17 protein-coding genes and 2 pseudogenes are annotated in these 21,452 nt (G+C 72.9%); 12 read left to right on the top strand and 7 right to left on the bottom strand.

Annotation, left to right across the window (positions count from 1 at the left end):
• Positions 1–22: 22 nt before the first annotated feature.
• Positions 23–2,677 carry an ATP-binding protein gene (locus ASG94_RS15975; RefSeq protein ID WP_268788626.1) on the top strand — a complete coding sequence of 885 codons (2,655 nt, stop codon included), beginning with the start codon at positions 23–25 and terminating at the stop codon, positions 2,675–2,677.
• An 81-nt stretch (positions 2,678–2,758) separates the two neighbouring features.
• Here the strand turns inward: ASG94_RS15975 and ASG94_RS15980 are convergent, their stop codons facing one another.
• From ASG94_RS15980 to lpdA, 4 genes and pseudogenes are all read right to left on the bottom strand, one after another.
• Entirely contained in the window at positions 2,759–3,649 is an 891-nt protein-coding gene (locus ASG94_RS15980) for a TIGR01777 family oxidoreductase (protein ID WP_056927473.1), read from the bottom strand.
• A gap of 81 nt (positions 3,650–3,730) precedes the next feature.
• A complete protein-coding gene (locus ASG94_RS15985; RefSeq protein ID WP_235537298.1) occupies positions 3,731–7,246 on the bottom strand; it encodes an ATP-binding cassette domain-containing protein in 3,516 nt (1,171 codons plus the stop codon).
• A 154-nt stretch (positions 7,247–7,400) separates the two neighbouring features.
• Positions 7,401–9,264: pseudogene (sucB, locus tag ASG94_RS15990) on the bottom strand (2-oxoglutarate dehydrogenase, E2 component, dihydrolipoamide succinyltransferase).
• Positions 9,265–9,314: 50 nt separating this feature from the next.
• Positions 9,315–10,691, bottom strand: a complete 1,377-nt coding sequence (gene lpdA / locus ASG94_RS15995; RefSeq protein ID WP_056927476.1) for a dihydrolipoyl dehydrogenase — start codon at positions 10,689–10,691, stop codon at positions 9,315–9,317.
• 101 nt (positions 10,692–10,792) lie between these two features.
• On the opposite strand from lpdA, the gene ASG94_RS16000 reads away from it, so the two are divergent.
• Entirely contained in the window at positions 10,793–11,152 is a 360-nt protein-coding gene (locus tag ASG94_RS16000; RefSeq protein ID WP_082624257.1) for a hypothetical protein, read from the top strand.
• Here ASG94_RS16000 and ASG94_RS16005 read toward each other — a convergent pair.
• Positions 11,149–12,672 carry a leucyl aminopeptidase gene (locus tag ASG94_RS16005; protein WP_056927477.1) on the bottom strand — a complete coding sequence of 508 codons (1,524 nt, stop codon included), beginning with the start codon at positions 12,670–12,672 and terminating at the stop codon, positions 11,149–11,151. The two genes, ASG94_RS16000 and ASG94_RS16005, sit on opposite strands and share 4 nt — an antisense overlap.
• 54 nt (positions 12,673–12,726) lie before the next feature.
• On the opposite strand from ASG94_RS16005, the gene gcvT reads away from it, so the two are divergent.
• From gcvT to ASG94_RS16035, 6 genes are read left to right on the top strand one after another with little or no spacing between them, the layout of a single operon-like run.
• Entirely contained in the window at positions 12,727–13,836 is a 1,110-nt protein-coding gene (gcvT, locus tag ASG94_RS16010) for a glycine cleavage system aminomethyltransferase GcvT (RefSeq protein ID WP_056927478.1), read from the top strand.
• On the top strand, positions 13,836–14,087 hold the full coding sequence (locus tag ASG94_RS16015) for a hypothetical protein (RefSeq protein WP_056927479.1): 252 nt from the start codon (positions 13,836–13,838) through the stop codon (positions 14,085–14,087). Before gcvT ends, ASG94_RS16015 begins: the two co-directional genes overlap by 1 nt.
• A gap of 10 nt (positions 14,088–14,097) precedes the next feature.
• Positions 14,098–14,868 carry a class I SAM-dependent methyltransferase gene (locus tag ASG94_RS16020; RefSeq protein ID WP_056927480.1) on the top strand — a complete coding sequence of 257 codons (771 nt, stop codon included), beginning with the start codon at positions 14,098–14,100 and terminating at the stop codon, positions 14,866–14,868.
• A 59-nt stretch (positions 14,869–14,927) separates the two neighbouring features.
• Positions 14,928–15,662: a hypothetical protein gene (locus ASG94_RS16025; RefSeq protein WP_156411632.1), complete on the top strand. Its 735-nt coding sequence runs from the start codon at positions 14,928–14,930 to the stop codon at positions 15,660–15,662.
• A gap of 32 nt (positions 15,663–15,694) precedes the next feature.
• Positions 15,695–16,522 carry a PhzF family phenazine biosynthesis protein gene (locus ASG94_RS16030; protein ID WP_056927482.1) on the top strand — a complete coding sequence of 276 codons (828 nt, stop codon included), beginning with the start codon at positions 15,695–15,697 and terminating at the stop codon, positions 16,520–16,522.
• A 9-nt stretch (positions 16,523–16,531) separates the two neighbouring features.
• Positions 16,532–17,341: a thymidylate synthase gene (locus ASG94_RS16035; protein WP_056927483.1), complete on the top strand. Its 810-nt coding sequence runs from the start codon at positions 16,532–16,534 to the stop codon at positions 17,339–17,341.
• A 21-nt stretch (positions 17,342–17,362) separates the two neighbouring features.
• Here the strand turns inward: ASG94_RS16035 and ASG94_RS16040 are convergent, their stop codons facing one another.
• On the bottom strand, positions 17,363–17,632 hold the full coding sequence (locus tag ASG94_RS16040) for a hypothetical protein (RefSeq protein WP_056927484.1): 270 nt from the start codon (positions 17,630–17,632) through the stop codon (positions 17,363–17,365).
• A 227-nt stretch (positions 17,633–17,859) separates the two neighbouring features.
• On the opposite strand from ASG94_RS16040, the gene ASG94_RS16045 reads away from it, so the two are divergent.
• Together ASG94_RS16045 and ASG94_RS16050 are read left to right on the top strand one after the other, a co-directional pair.
• On the top strand, positions 17,860–18,480 hold the full coding sequence (locus ASG94_RS16045) for a hypothetical protein (protein ID WP_156411633.1): 621 nt from the start codon (positions 17,860–17,862) through the stop codon (positions 18,478–18,480).
• A 14-nt stretch (positions 18,481–18,494) separates the two neighbouring features.
• The gene (locus ASG94_RS16050) at positions 18,495–19,022 is read left to right on the top strand and encodes a dihydrofolate reductase (protein ID WP_156411634.1); all 528 of its coding nucleotides are present in this window, start codon (positions 18,495–18,497) and stop codon (positions 19,020–19,022) included.
• Here ASG94_RS16050 and ASG94_RS16055 read toward each other — a convergent pair.
• Positions 18,995–19,327, bottom strand: coding sequence for a TfoX/Sxy family protein (locus tag ASG94_RS16055; protein WP_056927486.1), 333 nt, complete (start codon positions 19,325–19,327; stop codon positions 18,995–18,997). The genes ASG94_RS16050 and ASG94_RS16055 overlap by 28 nt on opposite strands.
• A gap of 472 nt (positions 19,328–19,799) precedes the next feature.
• Here ASG94_RS16055 and ASG94_RS16060 point away from each other — a divergent pair.
• Positions 19,800–20,150, top strand: a pseudogene (locus ASG94_RS16060) (hypothetical protein); the annotation flags it as partial.
• A 412-nt stretch (positions 20,151–20,562) separates the two neighbouring features.
• On the top strand, positions 20,563–21,345 hold the full coding sequence (locus ASG94_RS22665) for an HNH endonuclease (RefSeq protein WP_442938521.1): 783 nt from the start codon (positions 20,563–20,565) through the stop codon (positions 21,343–21,345).
• Positions 21,346–21,452 lie beyond the last annotated feature (107 nt).

The following is a 21,452-nucleotide window of genomic DNA, read 5'->3' on the forward strand; positions in this document are numbered from 1 at the left end:
TCTCGAGCTGCTGGTGGAAGCGATGCGCGGCGACACCCAGCTCTTCCACGCGCTGTGGCTCGCCGCGTCGACGGCCGACGCCTCGTCCGTTCCACACGCTCCCGCGATCGCCGGCCGCACCGCGGAGCTCGCCGCCGTACGCCGCCACCTCGACGGGGGAGTCGGGTTGCTCCTCGTCGCCGGTGAGGCCGGCATCGGCAAGACCACACTGGTCGCCGCGGCCGCTCGGGCCTCAGACGCCTTCGTGGCAACCGGTCGATGCCTGCCACTGGCGATGGAGGTGCCACTGCTACCGGTCGCCGATTGTCTGCGAAGCGTCCTCGAGACCGACGCGACATGGTTCGCCGAGGCCGTCGCCGCGTGCCCGCCGCAGGTCGCGGACGCACTGGCGGCGCTGGTGCCCGAAGCATCACCGCGTGCGCCCACCCGACCCGACGACCGACTGTTGATGACCACGGCAGTCGCGTCGACCGTGCGAGCGCTGGCACGTCGCCGGCCGCTGGCCCTGCTCATCGAGGACCTGCACTGGGCGGATCCCGGCACCCTCGACCTGTTGGAGCACCTGCTGGGGCGGGAACTGCCCCTCCCGTTCGTCGGGACCTGGCGTAGTGGGGACACGAGCACGGCCGAACGCAGCGACGACTGGTTCACGCGCGTGCGGCGTCTTCCTCGAACACACGTCGTCCCACTCGGCCCGCTGTCCAGGACCGAGACCGTGGAGCAGCTGCGGCTGGTGGGGGTCGTCAGCCCTGACCAGGTCGACCGCATCCATGCCCGTAGCCAGGGGCAGCCCCTCTTCACCGAGCAGTTGGCGGCCCACCTCGACGACGCGACCCGCCTGCCCTCGCTGCTGGCGGACCTGTTGGACCGCCGCCTGACGGGGGTCACCGTCCAGCAGTGGGCAGTGCTGCGGACTCTCGGCATCGCCTCGCGTCCACTCTCCCCGGACCTTCTCGCGGAGGCTGCTTCGCTGTCCGCCGACGACCTGACGACCCAGCTACGACTTCTCCAGGACCGCCGGCTGGTCAGGCGGGCCGAGGGATCGGCCGACCTGCAGCACCCGCTGCTCGCCGACGCCGTGAGGCGCCGGCTCGTGCCTGGCGAGGACGTCGCGGCTCATGCCGCGCTCGCCCACGCGCTCAGCAAGGAGCGCGGAGCTGAACCCGGTGAGGTGGCCGAGCACTGGCGCGGGGCCGGTGAGGTCGAGCACGAGGTGACCTGGCGCATCGCCGCTGCCCGAGCAGCTCACGCGAGGTTCGATCGCCGCGCCGAGGCCGACCACCTCGTGCGCGTCATCGACCTGTGGCCGGACAGCGGTGACGCTGAAGAGCAGACCGTCACCCTGGCCGACGTCTACCTGCGTGCGATGGATGCCCTCCGCTTCTCCTTCCGGTTCGACGAGGCGGCCGCATTGAGCGAGGCGGCCGGTGAGCTGTTCGACGACGTGGACGACGGAGTCCGAGCCGATCTGTTGTTCCGCCGCGCGATCTACCGTGGTGAGACCGAGGGGCTCGAGGTCGGGCTGGCGCTTCTCGACGAGACCCTCGCGCTGTGCGAGAAGCTGCCCGTCCGCGAGACGCAGGCGCGCGCGATGGACCGCAAGCAGAGCTGGCTCTACTTCATCGGTCGCACGGAGGAGTCCTACCTCGTCGCGTCGCAACAGGTCGAGGTGGCGACCCGCCTCGCAGATCCGGTGCTCCTGCGCGACTCGCTCATGCGGGTCGCCTGGCTCGCCGGGGTTGCCGGGGACGTGTCTCGAGCGATGCACGGGCTGGCGGAGTCGGCCGAGCGCGCGGGTGTGGCCGACGATCCGCTCGGCGAGATCCGTCGCGGCGTGTATGCCACGGATGTGCTGCTGGCCTGCGGCGCCCCTGCGGACGAGGGGCTGGCCGCCGGGCGGGAAGCGCTCTCCGTCGCGACCAGCTACGAGATCGACAACCCGCAGACGATGCTGCTGCGGGTGAATGTCGCTTCCGCCCTGGTTCGCGCGGGCCGCATCGCCGAGGCCGAGCGAGCCCTGGCACTGCCGAAGGACGCGGCATTCGAGGTGGACAGGTGGCCCGCGCACGCGACCCTCGCGGTCATCGAGGTCCGTCGGGGCCGGACGGCGGCAGGGCTCGAGCGCGTCGAGACCGTGTGGGCGGCACTGCCTGAGAGCGCACACTTCGAGTACGAGCTCCTCGCGTACAGGATGGACGTCTCGTTCTGGGCAGGCGTCCCGACTCGGACGCTCGACACGACCCTGCGCGCGATCGAGCACACCATCGAAGGCGTTCCCGTGCGCATCTCGGCCCCCACGCTGCTGGCGGCAGCGCGGGCCGCCACCGAGGACGAGCACGGGCGCCACCTCCGCGACCTCGCGCAGAGGTCGGACCTGCTCGGCGAGCGGCATCGCGACGACCCCTACCTCGTGGCCCACTCACTGACCATCGAGGCGGAGGCCGAACGAGTCGCCGGACGAGGACGCAGCGAGCGCTGGGCAGAGTCCGCCGCCTGCTGGGAACTCCTGCAGCGTCCTCACGACGCGGCCTACTGTCGCTGGCGCGCGGCACAGTGTGCCGCGGCCGAAGGGCGGGGAACGCTGGCTGCACGGTTGCTCAAGCGCGCAACGGCCGAGGCCCGCGATCACGTCCCACTGGTCGAGGCGATCGCCTCCACCTCAGCAGGCGCCGGGTGAGAGCCCCGCACCTGCTCGAGATCCCGGATTGCTGCAGTGAGCTCGAGGTGGCGGGCGGTACGGCGCAGGCGTGGCGAGACGTCAGGCGAGACCCGAGGCGAGGACGGCGGTGACGTCCTCGTCGGCGAAGTCGTAGCCGGCACGCTCGAGGGCGGCGGGGCGGGAGTTGACCGAGCCGAGGAGCTCGGGGGCCATCCTGCCCGCGGCGACCTTGAGCACCGGTGCCGGGGCGACGAGGAACGCGGGGCGGTGGACGGCGTCGGCGAGGGCGCGGGTGAACTCGGCGTTGGTGGGCGTCCGGGGGCAGCACAGGTTGAACGCGCCGGAGACGTCGTCCGAGCCGGCGAGGAACGACACCGAGGCGACCCAGTCGCGCAGCGAGATCATCGGGAAGTACTGCTCGCCCGAGCCGAGCCGTGCGCCCAGGCCGAGCTGGAAGAGGCGGCGCAGCTCGCGCAACGGGGACGACCGACGGTCCATGACCGGGGAGGTGCGCAGGATGCAGACCCGTGCCCCGGCCTGCTCCGCAGTCGTCGTCGCCGACTGCCACTCGCGGGTCACTCTCGTCAGCATGGCGTCGCCGCGGGAGTCCGACGACTCGGTGAGCACGTCGGCTCCGTGGTCGCCGTAGTAGGAGATGCCGTTGCCTGCGAGGAACGCCGGGGGCCGGGGGGCGGCCGCGATCGCGTCGGCCAGCGCCCGGGTCGTGGCGACCCGGCTGGTCAGGACGGCCTCGGCGCGGGACTTCGAGTGGGGGTTGCCGGCGATGTTGACCCCGGCCAGGTTGACGACCACGTCGGCGCGATCGACGACCGCCTGGTCGATGTCGTCGGCGTACGGGTCCCACCGCGACTCCAGCGAGGACTGCGCCGGTCGACGTACGAGGTGGACCACCTCGTGGCCCTGCGCTCGCAGGTGTTGGGTCAGGTGGGTCCCCAGGAAGCCGGACGCACCGGCGATCACCGCTCGCATGCCCCTACCCAACCATTGGCGCCCAAAGAGCCGGATGCCGCCGACAGCGCCTCCGGTCGGTCCGGCCGAGGACGGCGGGCGTCAGCCGGCGAGGTGTCGCCAGCTGGACGAGAGCTCGCTCCACGGTCCTTCGTCGCGGACCCGCCCGTCGACGAGTACGACGACCCGGTCGGCCTGTGCCAGGGCGGCGGCCTTGCTGGTGGCACCGACGACGGTCGCTCCGCCGTCACGCAGCGACGCCCACAGCTCGACCTCGGTCGTGGCGTCGAGCGCGGAGGAGACGTCGTCGGCGAGCAGCAGGTCGGCGCCGCAGGCCAGCGCCCGGGCCAGGGCGAGCCGTTGCACCTGCCCGCCGGAGAGCCGGACGCCCCGGTGGCCGACGAGGGCATCGGCACCGCCGGCCTCGTCGACGTCGCGACCGAGGCGCGCGGTGGCGATGGCCGGCTCGACCTCGCGGTCGGGGTGGTCCAGGGCGACGTTGCCGGCGAACGAGCCGGACAGCACGCGGGGGACCTGCGCGACGTGGGAGACCCGCGCGGGGCGGAGCTGGGCCTGCGGGTCGTGGACCGGATCGCCGTTCCACCGCACCTCGCCGGTGCTGCTCACCAACCCGGCCAGGGCCGACAGCAGGCTGGACTTGCCGGAGCCTACCTGCCCGAGCAGCAGCACCAGCTCGCCGGCGCGGACGGTCAGGTCGACGTCCTGGACCCCGAGGGTTCCGTCGTCGTGGACGGCGCAGAAGCCGTGCAGCGAGAGCTCGCGCAGGGGGTCCCGCTCAGGGACGGCCGGCGCCGGGGACGTGCCCTCCACCATGTCGACGCCGGGTGGCAGGTGCATCAGGTCGCCGCCACCGGCCAGCGCGCTGGTCGCCTCCATCCAGGCGCGCACGCCGGGGGCTTCGGTGACCACCGAGCCGGCGACGCGGCCGAACCAGTCGAACCCGCTCACGGCGTTGGCCACGAGCAGCGCGGTCGCCAGCTCCCACTGTCCGGTCAGCAGGCCGACCCAGGCGGCGACGACCCCGCACTGGACCATGACGACCGGCACGCCGTCGAGCAGGGCCTGGACCCGGTGCTCGCGCACGGCCGCGTCCACCCGGCCGGCGTCGACCTGGCGCAGGTGCTCGTGCACCGCGGGGGTGGCGGCGGCGAGCTTGACGGTGCGGACCGACTCGAGGGCGGAGACCAACGAGCGGCCGAAGCCGGCCCGGGCCGTCGAGGAGGCGGCCGCGGAGCGTCCGGCCACCCGGCGGCCGGCCGACGAGGCCACGGCCGAGGCGACCATCACCGCGAGCAGCACCGACCCGGCCAGCCACGTGCCGGCGATGAGCGCGGTGACCAGGACGATCACCAGCCCGTTGATGAAGTCGACCCAGCGGTCGGCGTAGCGGGCGAGGCGGTCGGCGTCCATGGTCCGGGCGACGACCTCCCCGGGAGGGGTGCGCTCCAGCCGGTGCTGCGAGGTCTGGCCGTGCAGGACCGACAGCCGCACCCGCAGCCGCACCGAGATCCACCAGCGCGGGTAGGTCCGGAAGGCCTGCGAGAGCAGCAGCGGGCTGACCAGCAGCGAGGCGACGAGGGCCACCGTCAGGCCGACCGGGACCTGGCCGTCCTGCAGCGCGGTGACCGCGAGCCCCCAGACCCAGCCGGTGAGGGCGCCGAAGGCACCGGTCAGCGCGGACAACAGGAACAGGAACATCCCGAGCAGGCCCCACCGGGGCTCGATGGTGAGCGCGCTCCACGTCGCCCGGGTGAGGCTCGGCGCGGGACGGAGCTCCGGGCGCGGCGGGGGAGCAGTGGAGCGGCGCACGGACCCGATCGCGCTGTCGTCGTGGTGGTGCTCCTCGACCACGGGCTCGTGGGCCGAGGCGCGGAGCAGGTCGCGGAACGGCCCGTCGTCGACGGCCAGCCGCTCGCGGGGGCCGTGCTGGACGACGCGTCCGGACTCGAGGACGGCGACCTGCTCGGCCCGGCGCGTGGTCGAGAGCCGGTGGGCGACCAGGATGCCGGTGCGTCCGGAGATCAACCGGTCGGCGGCGCGCACGACCCGCGCCTCGGTGACCGGGTCCATCCGGGCGGTCGCCTCGTCGAGGACCACCACGCGGACGTCGCGCACGAGCAGCCGGGCGAACGCGACGAGCTGCTCCTCGCCGGCCGAGAGGCTGGTGCCGCCGGGGCCCAGGGTGGTGTCGAGGCCGTCGGGCAGGCCCGCGACCCAGTCGGACAGGCCCAGCTCGGCGACGGCCGCCTCGACCTCCTCGCGCGGGTGCGGACCGAAGAGGGTGATGTTGTCGGACAGGCTGCCTGCCAGGATCTCCGTGCGCTGGGTGACCACCCCGACCGCTGCCCGGAGGGCCTGCAGATCGAGCGCGAGGACGTCGGTGCCGCCGAGCAGGACGGTGCCGGGCTCGGGCTCCGCGGCCCGCGACAGCAGGGACGCCAGCGTCGACTTGCCCGAGCCGGTGCGGCCGACCAGCGCGCACGTGTGGCCCGCCGGGACGAGGAGGTCCACGTCGCGCAATGCGAAGCTGCCCGCGTCGTAGGAGAAGTGCAGGTCGCGGAACTCCACGTCCAGCGGACGTGGCGGGAGCGGCAGGCCGCCGGTGGGCTCGGCCCGCGCCGCCAGCATGCCGCGCAGCCGCAGCACCGCGCCGAAGCCCTCCTGGAGGTCGGGCAGGTGCCGGGCGAGCATGTCGACCTGGCCCACGAACTGGGTGGTCACCAGGAACAGCGTCACCAGGGCCGCGGTGGACAGGTCGCCACGGGAGACCAGGGCGATGCCGAGGACGCCGGTGCCGGCCAGCACGCCGGCGAGCAGGGTGCCGCTGCGCCGCGTGATGCGCGCCTCGACGGCGAGCACGGCGTCGAGCGCCTTGTGCACCGCGGCCGCGACCCGGGCGTTGCGGCGCAGCACGTAGGCCTGGCCCAGGCTGGTGCGCAGGTCGTCGCGCGCGGCCACGCCCTCCTCGGTGGCCGCGGCGTGGTCGGTCCACGCCGCCTCCTCGATGACCTTGCGCTGCGACACGAGCGGCAGCAGGCGGCGTACGGTGAGGACGGCCGCGACCGCGGTGAGCGGGAAGAGGAAGAACGCCGGCCACCACGCCAGCGTCGCCACGACCCACAGCGGGCCGGACGCCAGCAGCGTGCGGGCGGCCATCCACACGCCCCACCGCAGCAGCTGGCCGACCTCCCACGTGTCGTCGTCGATGCGGTCGAGGACCTCGCCCACAGCCTGCTCGGTGAGGTCCTCCAACGGCTGCGACATCGCGGCGTCGAGCAGGTCGGAGCGCAGCCTGCCCTCGGCCCGGTCGACCACCCCGGCCCAGATGGTCTTGGCGACCGTGTCGACGACGGCGGCACCGACGACGCAGACCGCCAGGGCGATCGCGAGCCGCTCGGTGGGCTGCGCGGCGATCCGCCCGGCCACCACCGACCCCAGCGACGTGCCGATGGCGCCGACGAAGGACAGCACGAAGCAGAAGACCGACAGCGGCTGCCGCAGTCGTCGCCAGTCGACGGGGACACGACCGTACGCCGGGTCGGGCGACGGGGCCGGCTCGGTGCGGGCGGGTGCGGAAGAGGTGTCGAGGCTGCGCACGGTAGGCACCACCGTAGGCGTCCCCACCGACATCGCGCGCCTGGTTATGTGCCCGGCTGTGCGCCTGGCTGTGCGCCTGGCCAGGTGCACCGACGACGAACGCCCCGCCCGAGGGGGCGGGGCGCTCGTCGTGACGCGTGGTGAGGTGGCCGGATCAGACCTCGAACTGGCCCGACTCGAGGCGCTGCTTGACGTCGCGGAGGAAGCGACCCGCGTCGGCGCCGTCGACGAGGCGGTGGTCGTAGGTCAGCGACAGGTAGACCATGTGACGCACCGCGATCGTCTCGCCCAGGTTGGGGTCGTCGATCACGACGGGACGCTTGACCACGGCACCGGGGCCGAGGATCGCCACCTGGGGCTTGTTGATGATCGGGGTGTCGAAGAGCGCCCCGAAGCTGCCCAGGTTGGTGATCGTGAACGTGCCGCCCGACAGCTCGTCGGGGCCGATCTTGTTGGTGCGGGTGCGCTCGGCCACGTCGGCGATCTTCTTGGCGATGCCGGCGATGGACAGGTCGCCGGCGTCCTTGACGACCGGGGTCAGCAGGCCCTTCTCGGTGTCCACGGCGAACGCGATGTTCTCGCGGTCGAAGTAGGTCACCTCGCCCTTCTCCGTGTCGATCGCGGCGTTGAGCTTGGGGTGCTGCTTGAGCGTGTCGATGGCTGCCTTGGCGAAGAACGGCAGGTAGCTCAGCTTGACGCCCTCACGGGCCAGGAAGTCCGCCTTCACCCGCTCGCGGAGGCGGGCGATGGTGGTCACGTCGACCTCCATCACCTGCGTGAGCTGGGCCGACGTCTGCAGCGAGTCGACCATCCGCTCGGCGATGATCTTGCGCAGGCGCGAGACCTTCTCCGTGGTCCCGCGCAGCGGCGACGGGGTCCCGGACGGGGCAGCGCCACCGGCGGCCGGAGCCGCGGCGGCGGGAGCGGCCGGGGCAGCCGCGCCGGGGGCGGCCTGCTGGGCCTGCTGGGCCTGCTGCTGGGCGGCGGCAGCGTCGAGGACGTCCTGCTTGCGGATGCGGCCACCGACTCCGGTGCCGCTGACGGCGGACAGGTCGACGTCGTGCTGGGCGGCCATCTTGCGCACGAGCGGCGTGACGTAGGCGCTCTGGTCGTCGCTGCGCGACGGCGCCGCGGCGGAGGACTCCTGGGGCGCCGACTCCTGCGGCTTCTCCTGCGCGGCGGGCTGCTSCTTCTCCTCGGCGGCGGGGGAGTCGGCCTTGTCGGCCTCGGGGGTCTCGTCGCCGGCGGGCAGCTCGCCCTTCTCCTCGACGATCTCCTCCTCCTGCTCGGCCTTCTTCTCGGCCTCCTGCTCGTCCTTCGGCTGGGCCTCGGGCTCGGCGGAGCCGGAGGAGTCGCCGGTGGAGGTGCCCTTGTCGCCGATCGTGGCGAGCTCGGCACCCACCTCGACGGTCTCGTCCTCCTCGACCTTGATCTCGAGCAGCGTGCCCGCGACCGGGGAGGGGATCTCGGTGTCGACCTTGTCGGTGGAGACCTCGAGCAGGGGCTCGTCGACGGCCACGTCGTCGCCGACCTGCTTGAGCCAGCGGGTGACGGTGCCCTCGGTGACGGACTCGCCCAGCGCGGGGAGGGTCACCGACGTGCTTCTCCTCGGCGGCGGGGGAGTCGGCCTTGTCGGCCTCGGGGGTCTCGTCGCCGGCGGGCAGCTCGCCCTTCTCCTCGACGATCTCCTCCTCCTGCGCGGCCTTCTTCTCGGCCTCCTGCTCGTCCTTCGGCTGGGCCTCGGGCTCGGCGGAGTCGTCAGCGTCACCGGCGGACTCGCCCTCGTCACCGACGACGGCCAGCACCGCGCCGACCTCGACGGTGTCGTCCTCCTCCGCCTTGATCTCGAGCAGCGTGCCCGCGACCGGGGAGGGGATCTCGGTGTCGACCTTGTCGGTGGAGACCTCGAGCAGGGGCTCGTCGACCGCGACCGTGTCGCCGACCTGCTTGAGCCAGCGCGTGACGGTGCCTTCGGTGACGGACTCGCCGAGGGCGGGGAGGGTGACTTCGGAGGCCATGGGATTCCTTCGCTCGCTGTGACGTGGGTTGGAGTGGGGGGTGGTGCCGGTCAGGAGTGTGCGTGCAGCGCCTTGCCGGCGAGGGCCAGGTGGGCCTCGCCGAGCGCTTCGTTCTGGGTGGGGTGGGCGTGGACCAGGGGCGCCACGTCGTCGGCGTGCGCCTCCCAGTTGTAGATGAGCTGGGCCTCGCCGATGAGCTCGCCCACGCGGTCACCGACCATGTGGACGCCGAGGACCGGGCCGTCGGTGCGGCTGACGAGCTTGACGAAGCCCGAGGTGCCCAGGATCTGGCTCTTGCCGTTGCCGCCGAGGTCGTAGACCACGGTGGTGACGTCGTCGCCGTACCGCTCGCGCGCGGTGGCCTCGTCGAGGCCGACGGAGGCGATCTCCGGGTGGGAGTAGGTGACGCGCGGGATGCCCGCCTCGTCGATCGGCTGCGGCTCGAGGCCCGCGATGTCCTCGGCGACGAAGATGCCCTGCTGGAAGCCGCGGTGCGCCAGCTGCAGGCCCGGGACGATGTCGCCCACGGCGTACACGCCCTCGAGGTTGGTGCGGCAGCGCTCGTCGGCGAGCACGAACCCGCGTTCCATGGCGACGCCCTGCTCCTCGTAGCCGAGGCCGGCGGTGGAGGGCCCACGGCCGACCGCGACGAGCAGCAGCTCGGCCTCGATGATGTCGCCGCCCTCGACCGTCACGGCCACGCCGGTGTCGGTGTGCTTGACGCTCTGGAACGGCGTGGCGGTGCGGAAGTCGATCTTGCGCTTGCGGAACGCCCGCTCGAGCGCCTTGGACGACGCCTCGTCCTCGGCCGCGACCAGGCGGGGGAGCGCCTCGACGATGGTGACCTTCGAGCCGAAGCTCGCCCACACGCTGGCGAACTCGCAGCCGATCACCCCGCCGCCGAGCACGATCACCGACTCGGGCACGCGGTCCAGGCGCAGTGCGTGCTCGGAGGTGAGCACCCGCTCGCCGTCGACCTCGAGGCCCGGGAGGGACTTGGAGTAGGAGCCGGACGCCAGGACGACGTGCCGGCCGGTGTAGGCGGTGTCGCCGACGGTGACGGTGCGCGGACCGGTGAGCCGGCCCTCGCCCTCGATCACGGTGATGCCACGCGACTTGATCAGACCGGTGAGGCCCTTGAAGAGCCGCCCGACCACCTTGTCCTTGTAGGCGTTGACCGCCGGCATGTCGATGCCGTCGAGCGTCGCCCGGACGCCGAACTGGGCCGACTCGCGGGCCGAGTCGGCGACCTCCGCGGCGTGCAGCAGGGCCTTGGTCGGGATGCAGCCGACGTGGAGGCAGGTGCCCCCGAGGTTGCCCTTCTCGACGAGGCCCACCGTCAGGCCGAGCTGTGCCGCCCGGAGCGCACAGGCGTATCCACCCGAGCCCGCCCCGAGGATGAGTACGTCGAACTCGCCGTGCGCCACCTGATGCCTTCCGCTCTCTGCCGATCGATCGGGCCCATCCTTGCACTCTTCGTGAGCCTGTCCACACCGGGTCGCTTCGGGCGAGCGGGCAGAATGTCGGCATGGGACTCTTCGACCGACTCCGTCGCCCCGGCCGCGTGCGTCGACCCGCCAAGGATGGATCGCGGACCGGTTCGACGACGGTGCGTGCCGCCGACGGCCACGACGTGGCGCACCTGGCGGAGTTCGTCAGCTCCCGACGCGGGGTCGAGGGATTCGTCGAGCCGCGTACGGCGGTCAGCGACGTGACGCTGCTGCTCGTGGCCCACGACGGGGAGTGGACCCGGCGTCGCGTCCCGAGCGTGAAGTGGGCGCACGACTTCGCCAACAAGCACCACGTGCCGTCGTACGACGCCGCGGTCGTCGGCATCCCGCAGCGGATGCGCGACTACAACCGGCGCAAGAAGGCCGGAGGCATCTAGTCCGAGGCGGCGAGGCTGCGCGCGTAGGCGACCAGCGTCGTGACGCCGAAGCCGGTGGCGCCGGAGGGCACGTGGCCGTAGGGGCCGCCGCCGTTGATCTCGTTGCCGGCGATGTCCATGTGGGCCCAGGGCAGGCCACCGGTGAACTCGCGCAGGAACGCCGACGCGTAGAGCCCGCCGCCCCAGCGCACCCAGTCGTGCTGGAGCAGGTCGGCGACCTTGGAGGAGGTGATCCGCTCCTTCATCTCCTCGGGGATCGGCATCGGCCACAGCTGCTCGCCGGCGACCTCGCCGGCGTCGAGGACGGCCTGCACCGGCTCGCCCGTGCCGAGGACCGCGCCGACGCGGTCACCGAGCGCGACCTGCATGTGGCCGGTGAGCGTGGCGATGTCGACGATGACGTCGGGCCCGGTCTCGCTGGCCATCTGCAGGGCGTCGCCGAGCAGCATCCGGCCCTCGGCGTCGGTGTTGGCGATCTCGACGGTGGTGCCGCCGTACATCGTGATCACGTCGCCGGGTCGCATCGAGGTGCCGGAGACCATGTTCTCGGCCATGGGTGCGTAGGCGGTGACCTTGATCGGCAGGCCCAGCCGGGCGATGGCGAACGTCGCCGTGATGACGGCGGCGGCACCGGCCATGTCGCCCTTCATCCCGACCATGCTGCTGGAGGGCTTGATGGTGAGCCCGCCGGAGTCGAAGGTGACGCCCTTGCCGACGAGGGCGAGGTGGCGCCGGGCGCCCTTGGGTGCGTAGGTGAGGCGGACCATGCGCGGCTTGGCGTCCGAGCTGTTGCCGACGGCGAGGGTGCCGCCGCAGCCGAGCTCGGCCAGCTGGTGCTCGTCGAGGACCTCGAGGGTGACCTTCGGCGTGCCGCGGCCCTTGGTCAGCTCGCGGTGGGCCTCGGTCACGGCGTCCGCGAAGGCCGGGGGAGTGAGGTGTCCCGGCGGCTCGTTGACCCAGTCGCGGCAGGTGAGCACGGCGCTCGCGACGACCTGCGCCTCCTCGAACGCGGTGACCACCTCGGCCTTGCGGGCGACCGGGCTGAGCACCACGACCTCGCCGGCGGCGGTGTCCTCGGCGTCACCGGACTTGTGGCGGGTGAAGGTGTAGCCACCCAGCAGGTGGCCCTCGGTGGCGGCCGCGACCAGCTCGGGGCTGCCGGCCGGCAGGGCCAGGGCGACGGAGGCCGCGTTGGGGACGCTGCGGGCCGCGACGCCGGCCGCGCGGCGTACAGCGGTCGGGGTGACGGCGCCGTCGGCGTCGGCGGCACCGAGGCCCACCAGCACCAGCAGCGGGGTCTTGACGACGCCCGCCGTCGGGACCTTGGTGCTCTCGCCGGCACGCCCGGTGACGCCCAGGGAGGACAGCAGGGGGCGCAGCTTGCGGCCCCACGCCTCGGTGACCTCGGCGGCCTCCTCGCACAGGACCGGGCCCTTGGCGGAGGAGAGCACTCCCACCACCACGGCGTCGGCCCGGGTCTTGGCGGGACTGGCGTTGCGCAGCGTGTAGGTCGTCGTCACCCGGGCATGCTAGGCGAGGCGTCCGGGACCCCGCGCTGGGGTAGGTTTCCCGGCATGTCCGAGCAGATGCTGGAGCAGTCTCCCCTCCACGAGGCGCACGTCGCCCTGGGCGCCAAGCTCGCCGAGTTCGGCGGCTGGTCGATGCCCCTCGAGTACCCCTCCGGCGTGGTCAAGGAGCACACCGCCGTCCGCGAGGCGGTCGGCGTCTTCGACGTGAGCCACCTGGGCAAGGCGATGGTGACCGGGACGGGCGCCGCGGAGTTCGTCAACGCGACGCTGTCCAACGACCTGCGCAAGATCGCGCCCGGCAAGGCGCAGTACACGCTGTGCTGCGATGCCGAGACGGGCGGGATCGTCGACGACCTCATCGCCTACTACCAGGACGACGAGCACGTGCTGCTGGTCCCCAACGCCGCCAACACCGCCGAGGTCGTACGCCGCCTGAGCGAGGCCGCGCCCGAGGGCGTCACGGTCACCGACCACCACCGCGACTACGCCGTGCTGGCCGTCCAGGGGCCGAGGTCGGACGAGGTGCTCGAGGCGATCGGCCTGCCCACCGGGCACGACTACATGTCCTTCGTCGAGGCCCCCTTCGAAGGGCCGGACGTCGTGGTCTGCCGCACCGGCTACACCGGCGAGCGGGGCTACGAGCTGATCGTGGCCAACGAGGGCGCCCGCGGACTGTGGGACGCGATCCTCGCGGCCGGCGCCGAGCACGGCATCCTCCCGTGCGGCCTCGGTGCCCGCGACACGCTGCGCACCGAGATGGGCTACCCGCTCCACGGCCAGGACATCAGCCTCGACGTCACGCCGGTGCAGGCCGGCCTCGGCTGGGCGGTCGGCTGGAAGAAGGACGCCTTCTGGGGCAAGGACGCGCTCGTCGCCGAGAAGGAGGCCGGCCCGAAGCGCCGGCTGCGCGGCCTGGTGGCCGTCGGTCGCGGCATCCCGCGCCCCGGCATGGGCGTCACCCTCACCCAGGACGTGCCACTGGCGGACATCACCTCCGGCACCTTCTCCCCGACGCTCAAGAAGGGCATCGGCCTCGCCCTGATCCCGACCATGGTGGCCGAGGACGCGGAGGTCGGCGTCGACGTGCGCGGACGCCGTGAGATCTTCAGGCTGACCAAGCCGCCCTTCGTCGACACCTCCGTGAGGGAGTCCTGATGCTTCCCGGCCAGCCCCCGACCTTCCGCCAGCCCAGCGCCTCCGAGCGCCCGTGGTGGTGGCGCCTCGAGGACGCCTCCGGCTCCCCGGTGGAGGCACCCGAGCACGACGGCCAGCGCTTCGCGTCGCAGGCCGACGCCGAGTCCTGGGTGGGTGAGGTCTACGCCGAGCTCGCCGACGCCGGCGTCGACGCCGTCACCCTCTTCGAGCACGAGCGGCAGGTCTACGGACCGATGTCGCTGCACGCGTGAGGACGCGCTGATGGCCGAGGCTCTCTGGGACGACGTCGCTGCGGCGTACGAGCGCTCCTTCGCGACCCTGTGCGCCGGCACCACCGAGGCGCTCCTCGCCCACCTGCCTCCCGGCGCACGGGTGCTCGACGTCGGGTGCGGCTCAGGCCACGTCGCCGAGTCGCTGGTCGGTGCCGGGCACGTCGTGCACGCCGTCGACCCCGACCCCGAGATGGTCGCGCTCGCCACCTCGCGCTCGGCGGCCGACGTACGCCGCGGCGCCCTGCCCGACCTGCCGTACGACGACGCCTCCTTCGACGCCGTCGTCGCCAACTTCGTCCTCAACCACGTCGACGACCCACGCGCCGCCGCCCGGGGGCTGACCGCGGTGACGCGTACCGGCGGGCACGTCGTGGCGACCATCTGGCCGGCCCAGCTGCCGCCCCAGGCGACGTTGTGGAACACCCTGCTCGACGACGCCGGCGCCGTGCGGCCCGCGATGCCGCGCCTCGCCCCGGAGCTGGACTTCGAGCGCTCGCCGGAGGGCCTGGGCGACCTGCTCGCGCAGGCGGACCTGCAGGTGGTCGACGTCGGCGCCAGCGAGTGGGACTGGCGGGTGCGGCCCGAGGACCTCTGGGCCGGGATGACGGGTGTCGGCAACTTCGGGGTCGCCTGGCACGCACAGGCGGAGGACGTGCAGGAGCGCATGCGCGCCTCCTTCGAGGACGTCGCGGCGCCGTGGCGCGACGGCGACGTGCTGGTCTTCGGTGTCCGGGCGGCGATCGCGCACGCCACCGCGTGACCGGGTCCGCCTGACCCATCCGGCGCGGGGCCCGCGCCGAACCCGTGCCGGAGGTGGAGATGCCTGCACACGAGGGGCACGGTGATCAGGGGCACGCGGCGTTCGTCGCCGCGCGTCGCGACCTGCTGGTCGCCGAGCACGGCGGCGGGCCGGTGGCCGAGGCCGCGGTGGACCGCGCGCTGGCCCGCCTCCGCCGCGGCTGGCGGAGGCTCGAGCGCGAGGACGACGTCGAGGCCCGGGTGCGTGAGCAGGTCGAGCTCGAGCTGGACCGCCCGCGTCGCCGGCGGATCGCCCGGCGGGCGGCCGGCGTGCTCGTCCTGGTCGTGCTGGCCGGTGTCGCGTGGTCGCTGCGCCCGCAGCCACCGGCGGTCGCCGAGGAGACCAACCCGCTGCCCGTGCCCTGGTACGACGGCACCGAGCTGCACCTGGCCGAGGTGGCGGTGACCCTGCCGGACCTCGGCGGCTTCGCGGCCGACGGGGACGGGGTGCTCGTGGAGCGGGACGGCGAGGTGCAGCGCGTGGACGCCGACGGCGACCTCTCGTCGTACGACGGTGTGCTCGACCCCGCCCCCGAGGGCGGCGCGAGGCCGCCCGACCTCAACCCGGCCGACCGGGTGCTGCAGTCGGTCGTGGCACCGGACGGGACGACGCTGCACCTGGTCGAGATCAACAGCAGCAACCCCGACGCCGGCACCTACGTACGACTGTCCGAGACCGGGAAGCGGGTGTTCCTCGTCTGCCGGGACGGCGGGTGCGTCACCCGGCTGGTGGAGTCGGGCGCGCGGCTGCGCTGAGCGCCGTCGGTCAGTACGGCTAGCGTGGCCCCATGCGTTCCTTCCGCCAGGTCGACGTCTTCTCGGCCGAGCCGATGCGGGGCAACCCGGTGGCCGTCGTCCACGACGCCGACGGCCTCACCGACGCGCAGATGCGCGCCTTCGCGCACTGGACCAACCTGAGCGAGACGACGTTCCTGCTCACGCCCACCGACCCGGGTGCCGACTACCGGGTGCGGATCTTCACCCCGGACGCCGAGCTGCCGTTCGCCGGGCACCCGACGCTGGGCACGGCGCACGCGTGGCTGGAGGCCGGGGGAGCCCCGGCCAGCGACGGGGTCGTGGTGCAGGAGTGCGGGGCCGGTCTGGTGACCGTACGCCGCGGCGACCGGCTCGCCTTCGAGGCGCCGCCACTGGTGCGCAGCGGCCCGGTGTCCGAGGAGGACCTGGACCGGATCGTGCAGGCGCTGCGGATCGGGCGCGACGAGGTGCTCGACAGCGCCTGGATCGACAACGGCCCGGGCTGGGTGGGCGTGCTGCTGGCCTCCGCGGACGCGGTGCTGGCCCTCGAGCCGGCGTGGCACGAGTTCGCCGGGATGGACATCGGGGTCGTCGGCCCCCGTGCCGGCGGCGAGACCGCCTGCGAGGTGCGGGCCTTCTGCCCTGGCCTCGGCGTGACCGAGGACCCGGTCACCGGCTCGCTCAACGCCGGGATCGGCCAGTGGCTCGCCGGCGGCGCGCTGCCCGTGTCGTACGTCGCCGCCCAGGGGGCCGCGATCGGGCGCGACGGCCGGGTGCACGTGTCCCGCGTCGGGGAGGCCGTCTGGGTCGGCGGGGACACCGTCTCCCGCATCGTGGGCGACGTCGACCTCGGCGACTAGCCTGTCGGCATGCAGCCCTACCTCGACCTGCTCCAGCGCCTGCTCGACGACGGCGTGGCGAAGGACGACCGCACGGGCACCGGCACGCTGTCGGTCTTCGGCCACCAGACGCGCTACGACCTGCGTGCCGGCTTCCCGCTGGTGACGACCAAGAAGGTGCACACGCGCAGCGTCTTCGGCGAGCTGCTGTGGTTCCTGCGCGGCGACACCAACGTGAAGTGGCTGCACGACCGCGGCATCTCCATCTGGGACGAGTGGGCCGACGCCGACGGCGACCTGGGCCCGATCTACGGCCACCAGTGGCGCTCGTGGCCCACCCCCGACGGCCGGCACGTCGACCAGGTCGCGCAGGTCATCGAGCAGATCCGCGCCAACCCCGACAGCCGCCGCCACATCATCAGCGCGTGGAATGTCGCCGACGTGCCCGACATGGCGCTGCCGCCGTGCCACACGCTGATCCAGTTCTACGTCGCCCCGTTCGACTCCGGTCCCGGCCGGTTGTCGTGCCAGCTCTACCAGCGCAGTGGCGACGTCTTCCTCGGGGTGCCGTTCAACATCGCGTCGTACGCCCTGCTCACCCACATGGTCGCGCAGGTGACCGGTCTGGAGGTCGGGGACTTCGTGCACACCATCGGGGACGCGCACCTCTACTCCAACCACGTCGAGCAGGCCCGGCTCCAGCTCACCCGCGAGCCCCGGCCGCTGCCGACGCTGAGGCTCGACCCGTCGGTCACGACCATCGACGGCTTCGACCTCGAGCACATCACCCTCGAGGGCTACGACCCGCACCCCGCGATCAAGGCGCCCGTTGCCGTGTGACTCGGTACGGGGCCCGGCCGGTCACCCGTGGACGGTTCGGCGCAGGAGGATCTCCCCGTCGGCGTCGACCTCGCCGGTCGGGGTGAAGCCGAGTCGGGCGTAGAACCCGGCAGGGCCGCCCTCGCCGGGGACATGGCTGGTGAGCAGCTCGGTGCCACCGTGGTCGCGCACCAGCTCCACCGTCAGTGAGTAGTCCACCGTGGAGACGAACTTCTCCTGCTGTGGCGTGGAACGAAGGGCAAGGACGGACTCGGCGTTGTCCTCCGTGATCTCCCGCAGGGTGATCGTCACGGTGCCCCCTCCTCCGGTGCAGTGGCCGACGGCGACGCCTCCGCGAGGTACTGGCCCGGCCGGCTCGGGTCTTCCTGCCATGGTCCGATGCTCCCACCCGCCTGCTGCTGTGACGCTCCGGCTGCTGTGCCGGCGCGCGGCTGGTCCGTGCGACGGGGGCGAAAGTCCCTTGTCCCCGGCGGCCTGGAGGTTCCACAGTGGAGCAGGCTCGACCCACGGGGGACTCGATGAGACTTCGACGACGCTTCGCGACACTGCGCCGCGGCGTACTGCTCCTGCCGGCCCTCCTCCCGGTGCTCATCCTGGTGCCCCTCCTGACCGCCCCGCCGGCGCTGGCCGACTCCGCGAGGCTGCGGGACGCGACGGGGGACATGTTCACCGTCGAGGAAGGCGCCACCACGGGGGTGGCGGCGCCCGACGCGCGCATCGGCGACATGGTGCGGGTCCGGTTCCGGCATACCCGGGACCGCGTCGTGGTGCGCGCCCGGTTCGTGGAGCTGAGGCCCGTCGGGCGGCGGTTCACGCTGTGGGTGGACATGCGGGCACCCGGCGGGCGGCGGACGACGCTGGGCGTGCAGGCCCGGCGCGATGACCGTCAAGGCCACGTCATCCTCATGGACGCCCACGGAGGCGACCTCACCTGCACGGTCCGCCATCGCATCGACTACTCCCGGGACGTCGTGACGGCGGTGGTGCCGCGATCCTGTCTCGGCGACCCGGCCAGCCTGCGGTTCAGCGTCCTCAGTGAGCAGTGGGGACGTCGGCTCCACTTCGCCAACCTCGACGACGGCCACACTGCGACGGCGCCGGGCCCACTCCACTGGACGGGGCCCGTTCGCGCCGGGTGAGTAGGGTCGGCGCCGTGCACGAGGACGGCAGGCGCGTGGTCATGGTCGCGGCGTACGGCGACAACCGGGTCATCGGCGCCGACGGCGAGATCCCGTGGCGGATCCCCGAGGACTTCGCGCACTTCAAGGAGGTCACCATCGGCCACACCCTGCTGATGGGGCGGGCGACGTGGGACTCGATCGGTCGGCCGCTGCCCGGGCGGACCACAGTCGTGCTCACCCGGGACCCCTCGTGGTCGCCGGGTTTCGAGGGCGTGCACGTCGCGCACACGCTCCCCGACGCTCTCGCCCTGTGCGGCACGCTGCCGGGGGACACGGTGGTCGCCGGGGGGACGCAGGTCTACTCCGCGGCGATGCCGCACGCCACCCACCAGGTGCTCACGGAGGTGCACCTCTCGCCTCCGGGCGACGCCACCTATCCGGAGTTCCCGCTGGCCGAGTGGCGCGAGGTACGTCGCGTCCCGCGGCCCGACCTCGGGCTCGACTGGGTGTGGTGGGAGCGGGTCGCGCCGGCCTACTTCGGCGGGAGCGACCGGGCGTAGCCCACGCCCCGCTCGACCCACGTGGCCAGGGCCGTGTCGTCGGTGAGCGCCGCGGTCGTCACGAGCACCCACCCCGTCATGGGGCGTCCGCGCATCTCCATGGCCCGGACGTCGTCCCCGTCGATCCACGCGTCCGCGTCGGCCGGGTCGGCGCGGACCATCAGGTCACCGCTGCTGCTCGCCGCGACCGCCATGTGGCCCCCGACCATGAACCCGAGGCCGCCGAACATCCTCCGCTCCGTCACCCCGGCCGTCGCCCCGAGCTCGTCGCGCACCCGCGCGGCGAGGGCTTCGTCGTAGGCCATGGAGCGAGTATGCGCGCCGCCGTTCGCCGACCGGGCACTTCCTGGCACCTGGATCGCGCCGACCGGGCACTTGCTGGCACCTGGATACGCCGACCGGGCACTTTCTGGCACCTGGATCGCGCCGAGCGGGCAGTTCCTGGCACCTGGATCGCGCCGACCGGGCAGTTTCGTGCGCGTGGGAGTCGCCGAGCGGGCACTTGGGTGCACTTCAGTACGCCGACTGGACGCTGTCTGGCTCCTGGATCGTGCCGACCTCCCCCTTCCTGGCACCTGGATCGCGCCGACCTCCCCCTTCCTGGCACCTGGATCGCGCCGACCGGGCACTTCCGTGCACGTCGGTACGCCGTCCAGCGCCGTGTCTCTCGCGGGCTCTCGGGGTCAGTGCGAACTGCTCGAGAAGTGGTGTCCACATGCCGGTCGGAACCCCTGTTTTCGGGGTCTGATTGTCGGTGGTCCCTGCTTGGCTTGACCCATGACATCGACCGCCGCACCCGCGCTGCCGGAGACCCCGGCCGCGCTGCTGCGCGCGATCCGGGCCTCGCGCGAGCGGGCCGCGGCCGAGGACGTGGAGATGATGCGCCTCGGCGTCCACTGGGCCGACCTTCACCTGGCGGATCCGGAGTTCGCCGAGGCGTGCTTCACCTCGCCGAAGACGTTCGCGGGTGAGGGGTCGCCGGCGATCGACGAGTTCTGCGTCCCGGAGTTCGCGACCATGCTCGGTCGCACCAACGACTCCGCGGGGCACTTCCTGTCCCAGTGCGTCGAGATCGCCTACCGCCTCCCCCAGCTCTGGGGTGCCGTGCAGGCGGGCCTGGTCGCGGGGNCCGAAGACGTTCGCGGGTGAGGGGTCGCCGGCGATCGACGAGTTCTGCGTCCCGGAGTTCGCGACCATGCTCGGTCGCACCAACGACTCCGCGGGGCACTTCCTGTCGCAGTGCGTCGAGCTGGCCTATCGCCTCCCCAAGCTGTGGGGTGCGGTGCAGGGCGGTCTGGTTGCGGGGTGGCGGGCGCGGCTGGTCGCGGACACCACTATCGACCTGTCGTTGGAAGCGGCGACGTATGTCGATGGGCAGGTGTTTTGGTGCGCCTCCCGGTTGACGCCCGCGCAGCTGGCTCGGGTGGTGGACGAGGCTCGGGTGCGGTTCATGCCCGATCAGGTGGCTGATGCCCTGGAGAAGAGTGCGGACAAGCGGCACGTCACCTTCGACACCGAGCAGGCGTCCTACGACGGCACGATGGGGCTGGAGGCGAGCCTGGAGATACCCGACGCGCTCGCTCTGGCGGCTGCGGTGAAGTCGGGTGCCGAGCACCTGGCGAAGCTGGGGTCAACCGACACCGTCGATGGACGTCGGGCGACCGCGCTCGGCGACCTGGCGCGGACCCAGCTCACCCTCGGCTTCGACGAGAACGACGCCGAGACGTCACCGGTTGCGACTGGCTCCTCCGCCCCGGCAACCCAGGTCGTGCTCCACGCGCACCTGTCCGCCGACGCCATCACCCACCACGACCTGACGACAGCCGGGACCGGCCAGGAGCTGGTCGGGCGGATCGAGCAGGCCAGCCAGCGGCTGCTGTCGGTCGAGCAGATCCGGGCCTGGTGCGGCCGCCCCGACGTGGCCGTGGTCGTCAAGCCGGTCATCGACCTGCGCGAACGCCTCGAGTGCCGCGGCTATGAGCCCACTGAGAAGATCCGTGAGCACGTGATCGTCCGCGACGGGACGTGTGTGTTCCCGTGGTGCGGACGCAACGCGAGGCGCTGCGACCTCGACCACGTCGTGGCCTACGACCACGACCATCCCGAGCAGGGCGGCCGGACCAGCACCGACAACCTCGCCGCCCTGTGCCGCCGGCACCACCGGTTGAAGACCCACGGCCGGTGGCGCTATGAGATGACGGACCCGGGTGTCTTCACCTGGACGAGTCCGTTGGGGTACACGTACCTGCGCGACCACACCGGCAGCCGACCCCTCGGCCGCGCCTGGCCCGACCGCGGCACCGCCAACCCGCCCGACCTGTAGCCACCATGCCCCGCACCCCGCCCCAGCACCACCCGGCGGGGTCACAGGCACGTCCGGACGGTGCCGACGACCGCCCGTCGGGGCTTCGCGCGGCAATGGTCCTGCCG

Origin of the sequence: Nocardioides sp. Soil805, from assembly GCF_001429625.1 — a bacterium.
In the GTDB taxonomy this organism is placed as follows: domain Bacteria; phylum Actinomycetota; class Actinomycetes; order Propionibacteriales; family Nocardioidaceae; genus Nocardioides.